The sequence below is a fragment of the Microbispora sp. H10670 genome, from assembly GCF_014161385.1.
GTDB lineage: Bacteria > Actinomycetota > Actinomycetes > Streptosporangiales > Streptosporangiaceae > Microbispora > Microbispora triticiradicis.
The window spans coordinates 137,833-149,773 of sequence record NZ_JABBWW010000004.1 but is presented as its reverse complement, the minus strand read 5'-3'; the positions used below and the strand labels follow the sequence as shown (position 1 = coordinate 149,773).

Genomic DNA, 11,941 nt, shown 5'->3' with positions numbered 1-11,941 from the left:
GGCGATGGCGGCATCCGGCGCCCGCCGATCGGGCCGGATGGTCAAGGAATTGCCAAGGAACCGTAAGGCAATCGAGATCGGCGGGGTGTCGCCTCGCCGCACCTCGGCATCCTGACGGCGTGACAGCGCCTCCCAGGCTCTCGGTGGTCGTCCCGCTGCACGGCGGGGAGGAACACGCCGAGGAGTGCCTCAAGTCCCTGCACGACCAGACTCTCGACGACATCGAGGTGATCCTCGCCGGGCGGCCGGAGGGTCTGCGGGCCCCCGGCCCGCGGTTCACGCTTCTCGCGCTCGGCGACGGCGGCGACGACCCGGGCGCGGCTCGCAACGCGGGCGCGGCCTTCGCCACCGGCCGCTATCTCGCCTTCGCCGACCCCGGCTCCGTCGTCCCCGCCGACGCCTACCGCACGCTGGTCGACGCCCTCGACCACACCGGCTCCGACCTCGCCTGCGGCAGGATCCGCCGCTGGAGCCCGTACGCGTCCGGCGGGGCCGCCACAGGCCCGGGAACGGGACGTACGACCGGTTCCGTAACCGGCTCGGAGACGGACGCGACGGCGTCGGGGGCGTTCTCGGCAGCGGGATCGGCGGCGGGATCCGCGGCGGGATTGGCGGCGCGGTTGCGTACGCACATCACCCGGCACCCGAAGCTGCTGGACGACCCGCGGGCGGGCGGCACGGTGTTCCGCAGGGAGTTCTGGAACCGGCACCGGTTCGCCTTTCCCGAGGGGCTGGGTGAGGACTTCCCGGTGACGATCCCCGCGCACGTGCTGTCCTCCTCCGCCGACGTGCTCGGCGACGTGGTGTGCCTCACCCGGGGGCCCCGCCCGCAGGCCGACCCGCTGCGCCGCCTGCGGGCGATGCTGGACGTCGCCGACCTGCTCGCCCGGCACGCCCCGAGCCTGCGGACGACGTACGACCTGCGCCTCGCGGAGGGGCCCGACCTCGCGGCGGTGCTGCGCGCGGCCCCCGGGCGGCTTCCGGCGGGGCTCGCCGACGCGCTGGCCCGGCTCGACCGGGAGGCGATGGAGCGGCTGCCGGTTCTGAGGCGGCTGCAGATCTTCCTGGCCGCCCACGGCATGACCGGGGAACTGGCGGAGCTGCACCGGTTCGCGGAGTCGGAGATCAGGCACCGGGGAGTGCTCCGGCGCGGGCTGGTCCGCCGCCGCTGGTATCTCGACTATCCCTTCCGCCGTGATCCGCGGGTGCCGCGCTCGCTGTTCGACGCGACCCGCGACCTGCGGCTGACCGCCCGCGCCGACGACGTACGGCCGTCGGGCGGCGGGCTCCTGCTGACCGGCCACGCGTACATCGCCCACCTGGACAGCGGGCACAGCCGGACGGAGCTGTGGCTCCAGCGGGGGGAGGAGCGGATCGCCCTGCCCGTACGGCGGGTCCGCCGCCCCGACGTGACGGCCGACTCCCGCCAGTCGGTCGTGTGCCACGACGACTCCGGCTTCGTCACCGAGATCGACCTGGACGCGCTCCGCGCGGCCTCGGCGTCCGGAGCCGGTCGATGGACGTTGCACGCCATGGTCCGGGCGCGGGGCGTGACCAGGGCCGGAAGGGCGACCGGCGCCCCCGGCGAGCGCGTCTTCGACGTCGCGGGCGTGCGGGTCTCCCTCACGTACGAGCGGGGCCTCACCCTCACGGCCGGTGCGGACGCCGATGACGGCCGGCCCGCCGGTCCGGGCGCCCGGACCGGCGCGGGCGGACCCGGAGGCCCGGGCGTGTGCGGCGGCCAGGTCGTGCCGGGTGACGGCCCGCTCGCCGACCCCGGCGTGGTGAATGTCGGCGCCGTGCGCTGGACGGACGCGGGGGAACCGGTCCTGGAGGGGCCGGGCCGGTTCCCCGGCGGCCAGATCACCCTCGACCGCGGCGCCGAACACCACTCCTGGCCGGTCCGCCAGGACGAGGGCGGATGGACGGCCGTGATAGGCAGGACGGCTGACGGGCTGCCGCTCGGCGGCGGCACCTGGCGCGTGCTCGCCGGGGACGAGCGCGTCCGGCTCTGCCCGGCCCTGATCGCCGACCCGCCCCGGCCGCATGTCGCCGGGCTGCACGAGGTCTCCTTCCGTACGGCCCGCGACGGCGCGCTCAGCCTCGTGGTGCGGCCGGCCCTCGGCCCGCACGAACGGGGGCCGTACGCCACGCGCAGGCGCCTGGCCGCGGCCCGGTCCCGGGCGAGCGGCCGGACCGGCGGACGCGCGAAACTGCGGAACGCGGCCGTCTTCGACAGCTACGGCGGCGGCCAGTACTCGTGCAACCCCCGGGCCGTCTCCGAGGAACTGTCGCGCCGTCACCCCGACGTCGAGATCGTCTGGGTCACCAGGGACGGGCAGTTCACGGTGCCTCCGGGCGTACGCCTGGTCCTGCACGGCTCACGCGAGCACGAGGAGGCGCTGAGCACCAGCCGCTTCGTCGTGGCCAACCGGCGTACGCAGCCGGGGTGGTACCACAAGCCGCGTGGCCAGACCGTCGTGCAGACGTGGCACGGCACGCCGCTCAAGCGGCTGGGGCTCGACCTGGAGGGCATGCCGTACGCGCGGCAGGCGCCGCGGGCGGAGCTGACCCGGCAGGTGGCGACCTGGGACCTGCTGCTGTCGCCGAGCCCGTTCGCGACCACCGCGCTGCGCCGCGCGTTCGGCTACGCGGGGGAGGTCCTGGAGTCGGGTTACCCCCGCAACGACGTGCTGTTCGACCCCGTGCGCGCCCGGGCTGTGCGGCGGCGGCTGGGCGTGCCGGACGACCGGCGGGTCGTCCTCTACGCGCCCACGTGGCGGGACGACGAGCCGGAGGGCGCCGGTCGGCTCGCCCTGGACCTCACCCGGGCGGCCCGGGCGCTGGACGACGACGACCTGCTGCTCGTACGGGCCCACTATCTGGTGGCGCGGCACCTGGCGATCCCCGAGGGTCTCGGCCATCGGGTCCGCGACGTCTCGAAATTTCCGGATATGGCCGATCTGCTGGCGGCGGCGGACGTGCTGGTCACCGACTACTCGTCGGCGATGTTCGACTTCGCCTGCACCGGGAGGCCGATGGTGTTCTTCACCCCCGACCTGGAGCACTACCGGGACGAGGTACGCGGCTTCTACCTCGACTTCGAGGCCGTGGCCCCCGGGCCGGTCGTCAGGACCGGTGCGGACCTGCTCGACGTGCTGCGATACGGCGACCTCGGGCCGTTCTCGGCGCGTTATGCGGAGTTCGCCCAGCGGTTCTGCCCCTGGGACGACGGGCACGCCTCGGCGCGCGTGGTCGCGCGCATGCTGCCGTGAACGGGCGAACCGGCGGACGCGGGGCCGCGCGGGACGCCTCCAGGCCCACGCCTCGGGGGCCGGCGCGATCGCCGCGCGAGAAGGCCGGCGCCTGGGCCGTCACCGGGGCTCCGGCCGCGCTCGCGCTCGCCGCCGGGCTGTGGGACCTCGGCGGCCCGCCGCTGTGGCGTGACGAGGCGGCCACCGTGAGCGCCTCCGTCCGCACCCTCGCGCAGATGACCCACCTGCTGCAGTCGGTCGACGCCGTCCACGGCCTCTATTACGGGCTGATGCACATGGTCGTCGGCGTCTCCGGCACGGCCGAGGCGGCGCTGCGGCTGCCGTCGGTCCTCGCGGGGGCGCTGGCCGCCGCCGGGACCGGCGCGCTCGGCCGCGCGCTCGGCCTTCCCCGGGCGGGCCTGTACGGCGGGTCGCTCCTGGCCCTCATGCCGATCTTCTCCCGATACATTCAGGAGGCGCGGCCGTACCCGATGACGACGGCCGCGGCCGTCGGCGTGACGCTGCTGCTCCTGCGCGTGCTGCGGTCGCCCACCCCGGCGGCGCTGGCCGGATACGCGCTGGCGCTGACCGCCCTCGCCTACCTCAACCTCTTCGCGTTCCTGATCGTGGGAGCCCACGGCGTGGTCGTGGTCCTGTCGCGGGGACCGCTCGCGCGATGGGCCTGTGCGACCGCGGCGTCGGCGGCGGCCGTGGCGCCGCTGGCCTGGCTCGGCTCCCGGCAGGGCGGGCAGGTGAGCTGGATCCGCCGGCCCGAGGCGGCCGACGTGGGGCGGCTCGCCGTCCAGATGTTCGGGGACCTCGGCACGACCGCCCCGCCGCCCCGGCCGGGCCTCGCCCCACCGGCGCCGCTCGCCGCCGCGCTCACGGCGCTCGGGGTCGCCCCGCTGGCCTGGGCCCTCGCACTCCTCGGCCTCGTCCTCGGCCTGGCCGGCGGCCTCCGCGCCACACGGGCCGCCCACGCGGCCCTGGTGCGGGTGACCCTGCCGTGGCTGCTCGTTCCCGCGGCGGTGCTGCTGGCGGCGTCCTGGGCCGCTCATCCCGTGTACGTCTTCCGGTACGTCTTCTGCTGCGTTCCCGCGGCGGCGCTGCTGGCCGGTGCGGGGATCGCCGCGCTGCCCACCGGCGTGGCCGTCGCCGCGCTGGCGGCCTGGATCGGGTTGTCGGTGCCGGGGCAACTCGCCACGCGCGGGCCGGACGGCAGGCAGGACGACCCGCGCCCGGTCCTGGCGCTGCTCGCCGCCGCCGCGCGGCCGGGAGACGGGGTGCTGTTCGTGCCCCCGAAGGTCAGGAAGTACGCCACGGTCTACCCGTCCGTCTTCGGCGGGCTGGATGACGTCGCGCTGGCCCGGTCGCCGGAGCGGGACGGCAGCTTCGCGGGCCGTGAGGTCGGCCCGCGGCTGCTGGCCGCCCGTATCTCGGGGCTGCGCACGCTCTGGGTCGTCGGTCACACCGGCAAGGCGGGACTGGCCGGTCGCCGGCTCGACGTGGTGACCCGCGCGTTCGTCCCAGCCGGGCGCCGGACCTTCCGCGGCCTCTACGCCGAGAGGTACGAGGCGCGCGACGAGACCCGGGCGAACGGCCTCGGCGCGAGCGGCGGGAGAGACGGCCGGGGCGGAAGGTGACGGCGGCGGGAGGCGGCAGGGGCCGCCGGGCTCACCGCTCGAACGGCGCCGGGGTCGGGAAGTAGGCCTCCAGGAACCGCGCCAGCAGCGCGTCCTGCTCGTCGTCGGTCGGCGACGTGTCGTTCAGGCAGAACACGTCGTGCCTGCGCCGGGCGAGCATGCGGCGCAGCCGGGCGGGCGTCTTGGGCAGGGAGAGATCCACGTACGTGTAGTCGACCTGGCCGGGAACCGCCCGCCCGCTGAGGTAGCCGTAGTAGTGCGCCAGCGAGGACACCACCGAGATGTCCCGCGACGTGCGGAACCTGCTGCGGGCCGTCGCCTGGAACTCGGCGGCGAACCGCTCCTCGATCTCGTACATGAGCGACCTGCGCAGCGCGTACGGCACGTGCTTCAGCTTCTGCGTGATCGTGCGGCCGCTGAGGTCCTCCAGGATCCGCCGGTTGTTCATCCCGGCCGCGTGGACCGGGGACTCCTCGGTCTCCGGCAGGCCGAAGGGCACGTGGACCGTGCTGGGGAAGAACCGGGTGATCCCGTTGCCCTCGAAGAACGTCCGCGGCGCCAGCGGCCGGCCCAGGAAGAAGTCGTCGTTGAAGTACAGGAAGTGCTCGCTGAGCCCCTCGATGTGGTGAAGCTGGGTCTCGATGGCGTGCGAGTTGAACACCGGCAGCACCGACGGATCGGTGAAGATCTCCTTGTGGTCGACCACCGACACCATCGGGTGGGTGGTGTCGAGCCACGGGGGCGTCTGGCCGTCGGTGACGATCCATATCCGGTTGATCCAGGGGGCGTACATCAGCAGGGAGCGCAGCGAGTAGCGGAGCTCGTCCCTGCTGGTGAACCGCGCCTCGGTGGTCGCCATCTCGCTGAGCGGGCCGCCGACGCGCCGCGCCTCCTCGCGCTGCGCCTGGTCGCGGCGGGCCCGCCAGGCGGGGTCGGCGCCGTCCACCCACGTGTAGACGGCGTCGATCGGGAAGTCGATGTCGTCGAGCAGCCGCCGGAGGAACTCCGGCCGGGTCCGGTAGGAGCGGGCGCGGCGGGCCGGGCACGCGAGGGGCAGGAACAGCTCCTCGCCGCCCTCCGCCGCCGGGCCGCCGGCCGGGACGCGGTCGCACGCCGGGTTGGGCCGCGGCCCGACCAGGTCGTCGCCCTCACGGGCCCAGAACTCCAGGTCGAGGCCGCTCTCGGGGCCGAGCGTGAGCGTCCGCGACGGGCTGGCGAAGTACATGGCCAGCCGCACGACCCTGGCGTCGCCGAGCAGCGGCGCGGCCCGCCGCACCGGGCGCATCCGCCCCGCGTCCGCGTGGGCCCGCGCCCCCGGCCTGCCGTACGGCTGGCGCGCCGCGAACAGCGGGTGGACGCCGGCGGCGAGCGCGGCGAGCGCGCGGTCGCGGTCCTCCTCGGGCACCGCGACCACCGGCGGGCGGTCGGGCAGCGGGCGCACGCAGAAGTACGGCACCGCGGCCTCGGCCAGCAGGGCGCAGACCACGTCCAGCGTCTCGCGCTGGGCCTGCAGCGGGCTCGCGTCGGCCCGGATGAGCGCGGTCTTCGGTGTGGGCTCCACGGCCGGCAGCCGCCCGCGCAACCGCCCCTGCAGCCGCCGGTACAACGTGACAACGGGCATGGTCTCCCCCTCGGACACGCACTGTAACGGATCGGCCACCGGATTGGGGGATGGTTTACCTACTTCGGGTGGCGGTCAAGAAGTGGCAACGAGATGCCCTCTCTGTTACAGAAGAGCAGGCGAACGGCTACCGCTTGTAGTCATTGTTGCCTGCATGGGGGGCTTCACGCTGAACGACATCCTCGCGACGCGCAAGCCGAGGGACTCGTGGTGGACCGTCTTCATGGTCGATCCGCTCGCCTGCCGACTCGCGCTGCTCGCGGCCAACCACACCTCTATCACGCCGAACGGCCTGACCAGGCTGTCCATGCTGGTCGGCTTCGCCTCGGCGGCCGCCTTCGCGGAGGGCATGCTCGTCGCCGGGGCGGCGCTGTTCTACCTGAGCTTCACGGTCGACTGCATGGACGGGAAGATCGCCAGGCTGAAGGGCACGGGGACGCCCTTCGGGCTGTGGCTCGACTACGTCGGCGACCGGGTGCGGGTGGTCTGCTGCGCCTTCGGCTGGGGGTTCGGGGAGTACTCCCGCTCGGGAGACCCGGAGTTCGTGCTCGCCGCGGTGGGCGTCGTCGTGCTCGACCTGTTCCGCTACATCAACGGCCCGCAGCTCAAGCGGGTCAAGGACGCCACCCGCGCACTGGTCGAGTCGCGCCTGGACGGCCAGTGCGTCCTCGCCGAGAGCGTGCTGCGCGCCCGGCCGCGCAGCGAGCTCGAACGGGCCGCCGGCGAGGCCGCGTCCGGGGACGGCGCCACGGTCGTCGACCTGCAGAAGGCGTTCCACGCCCGCTTCCCCTGGTACGACCGGTTCCGGGTCTTCCTGGTGCGGCGGCGGGTGCGGACGCACATGATGAGCGGCATCGAGTTCCACGCCGCGGTCTTCGTCGTGGGCCCGCTGCTCGGGGCCCGGGCCCTGGTGCCGGTCTCCGTCGTGGCCGGGGGGCTGCTGCTGGTCTTCGAGATGAGCCTCGTCTACCGCGTCTGGCTGGCGGCCCGCCAGGTGCCGGACACCGCCGCGGAGCGCGAGAAGATCATGATCTGACCGGCCCCGGCGGCCGGCTCCACACGTTCGCACGGCACGCGCCGTGGGACCCGCGTCACGGACCCGCCCGGGGGAGGGCGGCGGCCGTACGACTGGCAACTTCTTCACGGGGGATTGATCTCATGCATTCGGACAGGCCTGTCTTCGTCGTCGGCTGCCCGCGCTCCGGCACCACCATGCTCCAGCTCATGCTGCACTCGCACCCGCGCGTCGCCGTGCCGCCGGAGACGCGGTTCCTCGTCCCGGCCTACTTCTCCCGCCGCGCGTATGGCGACATGCGGCTGGCCGACAACCGGCGCCGCCTGGCGGGCTGGATCGCCGAGGGCCGGACCACCAAGTTCCACGAGCTCGGGCTGAGCCGGCCCGACTTCGTCCAGGCGGCGATGCTCGGCCCGGGCAGCTTCGGCTCGGTCATCGGCATGGTCTTCAAGTGCTACGCCGAGCGCTTCGGCAAGCCGCGCTGGGGCGACAAGCGGCCCAGCTACTACCGGCACGTCGAGATGCTCATGCGGATGTTCCCCGACGCGCAGTTCGTCCACCTCGTCCGGGACGGCCGCGACTGCGTGGCCTCGCTGAAGCAGATGCCCTGGTACAAGGAGGACGCCGTGCACGCGATGGCCAACTGGGCCGAGGCCGTCGACTTCGGCCGGCGGAACGCGCGCAAGCTGCCGGACGGCACCTTCTACGAGCTGCGCTACGAGGACCTCACCGCCGACCCGGAGACCGAGCTCAAGAAGCTGTGCGTGTTCCTCGGCGAGGACTACGACCCGGCGATGTGCGAGCCCCGCCACGTGGCCGAGCTGGCCGTTCCCAGGCACAAGGTGTGGCACAGCAACACGCACGGGGAGGTCACCACCGCCCACTCCGGCAAGTGGGCCGCCCGGCTGGAGTCATGGGAGATCTCGCTGTGCGAGGAGGTGCTGGGGGAGCGGCTCACCGCGTACGGCTACGAGCTGAGCGGCGCGCGCAGGGCCGACCGCGACCACGTCGGCGCGTACAAGGCGGCGGTGAGCAAGCGCCGCGCCGCGCGGCAGCGCAAGTACAACCGCGACCGGCTCACCCGGCTGCGGGAGCCGGGGCCGATCGCCGCCCTGCTGACCGAGGGCCAGCGGCGGCTCGCCGGGCTGCCCCAGCAGCGCACCCCCGAACTGCTCCGCGCCTGATCCCCTGAGGCGGCGGCGGGATCACGGCGCCGGGTTCACGGGGGAGGGGCGACGGAGGCGCGCTCGACGAGGCGTGAGCGCAGCGTGTGCGTCTCCCGGACCGGCTCGACGCCCCGGATGCCGTCGAGGAGCACCTGGGCCGCCTTCGCGCCGAGGTCGTGCACGGGCTGCTCGATCATCGTGAGCGGGGGGTCCATGACCGCCGCCCACGCGCTGTCGTCGAACCCGATCAGGGCGACGTCGCGCGGGTAGGCGAGGCCGGCGGCCCGCAGCGCGCGCAGGGCCCCGGTGACCGCCTCGGTCTCCGTGCAGAACAGCGCGGTGATGCGGTCGGGCAGGGCGAGCATGCGGGCGACCTCCTCGGTGACCCGCTCCTCCACCTTGCGGCCGACCATCACCAGGCCGGGATCGAAGGGGATCCGCGCGTCGTCCAGCGCGTCCAGGTAGCCGCGCAGGCGCTCGCCGTCGGTCCACAGGTTGCGGGACGCGGCCTCCAGCAGTTCGCGGCGGGTCGCGGGCGGCCGCTCCATGGGCGGTCCCCACACGAAGCCGATCCGCCGGTGCCCCGCCGCGATCAGCCGCTCGACCGCCTCGCGCGCCGCGTCGCGGTTGTCGATGACGACCGCGTCGAGGTCGAGCGACGGGACGGCCCGGTCGACCAGGACGACGGGAACGCCGCGGTTCAGGGCCTCCTTGATGTGGCCGACGTCCCGGCCGCCGACGGCGGCGGACGCGATGATCATGCCGTCGACGCGCTTGTCGATCAGCACGTTCACGGCGGCGACCTCCTCGTCGAGGTCCTCGTACGTGCTCAGCACGATGGTGTCGAAGCCCCCGGCCCGTGAGGCGTCGCAGATGCCGCGCACCACTCCGGCGAAGAAGGGGTTGCCGATGTCGGCGACGATCACCCCGATGGTGTGGCTCACGCCCGTCGACATGCTGCGGGCGAGCGCGTTGGCGCGGTAGCCGAGCTTGTCGGCCGCCGCGAGCACGCGCCCCCGCAACTCGGGGCTGACGTGCCCGTAACCGCCGAGCGTGCGGGCGGCGGTCGCCCGTCCGACGCCGGCCTCGGCGGCCACCTCGGAGATCGTCGGCCGGCCGGCGGCCTGGCCCCGGTCAGTCGGCATGGCCGGAGTCCTCACTTCTCGCCATCACCAGATGACCACATGCTAGCGACGGCGGGCCGCCCGTGGCCGAAGGCGCCTTCGACGAGGCACTGGTCGTGGGCCGAGCGCGCGCCGGCGCGCAGGGCGCCCGCGATCGCGTCCGGTCCCGGCGCGGCCGCGGTCCGCCAGCCGGCGCGCAGCAGGTGGACCACGAACCCGGCGAGGAAGGCGTCGCCGCAGCCCATGGTGTCGACCATGAGGCCGGGCTCGGCCACCCGCTGCGCGGGGGCGGCGAGCGTGACCCGGCCGTCGTGCGCGATCGCCCCCTCCTCGCCCCGGGTGGCGAGCGCGAGCCCCGCGCCCCGCCGTACGGCGTCGGCGAGCAGGGCGCGGGTGGCGGCCTCGTCGAGGTGCGAGCACGACAGCAGCACCAGGTCGGCGTGCGGGCAGATCCGGTCGAGGTACGCCGGGGTGCGGAACTCGTCCTCGCTGGACAGGTCGTAGCTCACCAGCGTGTCCAGCCCGGCCAGCTTCGGCAGTTCGCTCTCGGCGGCGGAGTACACGCTGGAGTGCACCAGGTCGAAGGAGGAGGCGTACCGCAGGAGGGCGTCGTCGAGGACGATCGGCTCCCTGGTCGTGACGCCGCCGCCGTTGAAGCCGACGAAGATCCGGTCGCCGTCGTCCACGCGCAGGGTCGAGACGCCGCTCTCCCCGGGCCGTACGACGCAGCGGTCGATCGCGACGCCCTGGGCGGCGATCGACGCGCGCAGGAAGTCACCGAAGTCGTCGTCGCCGAACACGCCCAGGTAGGCGGCGTCGAGGCCGAGGCGATGGGCGTAGACGGCCACGTTCACGCTGTTGCCGCCGGGATACTCGATGCCGCGGTCGACGAACCGGTCGACGACGTTGTCGCCGAAGCCGAGGACTCTCATGGACGTGCTCCTGAGGGGCGGGCCCCCGCGCGTGCACGGCGCACGGCGGAGGCCCGGGACGGGGGAATGACGGTCAGTAGTCCATGACGCGGTAGTAGCGGCGCAGTTCGAGGGAGTGGTCGCGCACCCTCTCCAGGTGCTTGCTCACGCGGCCCGTCGCCACGTCGTGGACCAGCGGACCGAGCAGGCCGCGGAACTCGGGGCTGATCCCGTCGAGCGGGTAGTCCTTGGTGTCGAAGACCGTGACGTCCTTGGAGACGCGCCTGGCGAAGTTCGCCGCGCGCTCGGTGAGCCCCCGCGCCTCGTCCTCGCCCTGGAACACGATGACGCTGGTGTCCGCTTCGAGCAGTTCGAGCGAGCCGTGGAAGAACTCGGCGCTGTGCACCCGCGTGGTGCGCAACCACTGCATCTCCTCCAGGACGCACATCGAGTACAGGTAGGTGTACGCCCACAGGTTGCCGCCGCCGACGAGGAAGTAGTAGCCGGTGTCCTTGTGGTCGTCGGCGAACTTCTCGGCGACCGGCTCGGCCTGCTTCGCCACCTCCAGCAGGATCTGCGGGAGCCTGTCGAGCTCGGCGGCGAGCTTCTCGTAGCCCTCGAACTCGCCCCGCCGGGACAGCAGCCGGGTCATGAAGACCAGCATCTGCGGGTCGAACGGCCACGCCTTCGGCTCGGTGAGCAGCACGGTGTCCACGTTCCGCGCGACGGGCGAGTCGGGGTGGCCCGTCATGCCAACCGTGTGGACGCCCCTGGCCTTGCAGTAGTCGATGGCCCGCACGGTGTCGTCGGTCGTGCCGGAGGCCGAGGTGAAGACCGCCACCGAGCGCTCGCCGAGCGCCGCCTCGCCCGCCGCGATGAGCTCCGCGGCGATGACCGCGCGCACGTCGAAGGTGGAACGCTGCCGCGCCAGCCGCTCGTACGGCCACATCTGCGCGTAGGTGCCGCCGGCGCCGACCAGGTAGAGGTTGTCGAATCCCTCGTCCACGAGCCGATCGACGAGTTCCTCGATCTGGGGCCGCAACGCCACCGCGCTCGCCATCTGGGAGAGGAATTCCGGCTCGTTGAATCCGAGCATGCTTCGCGTCCTTTCGGGATTGCCCGCGGACCGGGGCGCCATCCTGCCTGATACCGGTCTCACGCAGAAGGTGACGCTGGCACACGTACTGGGCGGGAGTCAACACCGGGG

Annotated in this window: 8 protein-coding genes; 4 read left to right on the top strand and 4 right to left on the bottom strand. The window is 73.8% G+C overall.

The features are described 5' to 3' along the window. Nucleotides 1–119 precede the first annotated feature (119 nt). Together HHX33_RS37080 and HHX33_RS08015 are read left to right on the top strand one after the other, a co-directional pair. A complete protein-coding gene (locus HHX33_RS37080; protein WP_182874047.1) occupies nucleotides 120–3,275 on the top strand; it encodes a bifunctional glycosyltransferase/CDP-glycerol:glycerophosphate glycerophosphotransferase in 3,156 nt (1,051 codons plus the stop codon). After that, complete coding sequence (locus HHX33_RS08015; protein ID WP_182874046.1) at nucleotides 3,272–4,897, top strand: hypothetical protein; 1,626 nt, start codon at nucleotides 3,272–3,274, stop codon at nucleotides 4,895–4,897. Before HHX33_RS37080 ends, HHX33_RS08015 begins: the two co-directional genes overlap by 4 nt. Nucleotides 4,898–4,928: 31 nt before the next feature. On the opposite strand, the gene HHX33_RS08010 is transcribed toward HHX33_RS08015, so the two are convergent. Further along, nucleotides 4,929–6,518: a stealth family protein gene (locus HHX33_RS08010; protein WP_182874045.1), complete on the bottom strand. Its 1,590-nt coding sequence runs from the start codon at nucleotides 6,516–6,518 to the stop codon at nucleotides 4,929–4,931. A 154-nt stretch (nucleotides 6,519–6,672) separates the two neighbouring features. On the opposite strand from HHX33_RS08010, the gene HHX33_RS08005 reads away from it, so the two are divergent. Together HHX33_RS08005 and HHX33_RS08000 are read left to right on the top strand one after the other, a co-directional pair. After that, entirely contained in the window at nucleotides 6,673–7,554 is an 882-nt protein-coding gene (locus HHX33_RS08005) for a CDP-alcohol phosphatidyltransferase family protein (protein WP_182874044.1), read from the top strand. Nucleotides 7,555–7,676: 122 nt separating this feature from the next. Beyond that, on the top strand, nucleotides 7,677–8,717 hold the full coding sequence (locus HHX33_RS08000) for a sulfotransferase family protein (protein ID WP_182874043.1): 1,041 nt from the start codon (nucleotides 7,677–7,679) through the stop codon (nucleotides 8,715–8,717). Between the two features lie 35 nt (nucleotides 8,718–8,752). Here HHX33_RS08000 and HHX33_RS07995 read toward each other — a convergent pair whose 3' ends face one another. The 3 genes from HHX33_RS07995 to HHX33_RS07985 all read right to left on the bottom strand — a co-directional run bounded on the left by HHX33_RS07995 (nucleotide 8,753) and on the right by HHX33_RS07985 (nucleotide 11,830). Then, nucleotides 8,753–9,844, bottom strand: coding sequence for a LacI family DNA-binding transcriptional regulator (locus HHX33_RS07995; protein WP_182874042.1), 1,092 nt, complete (start codon nucleotides 9,842–9,844; stop codon nucleotides 8,753–8,755). 11 nt (nucleotides 9,845–9,855) lie between these two features. Continuing rightward, a complete protein-coding gene (locus tag HHX33_RS07990; protein WP_182874041.1) occupies nucleotides 9,856–10,755 on the bottom strand; it encodes a PfkB family carbohydrate kinase in 900 nt (299 codons plus the stop codon). Between the two features lie 73 nt (nucleotides 10,756–10,828). Next, nucleotides 10,829–11,830: an SIS domain-containing protein gene (locus HHX33_RS07985; RefSeq protein WP_182874040.1), complete on the bottom strand. Its 1,002-nt coding sequence runs from the start codon at nucleotides 11,828–11,830 to the stop codon at nucleotides 10,829–10,831. Between the last annotated feature and the right edge of the window lie 111 nt (nucleotides 11,831–11,941).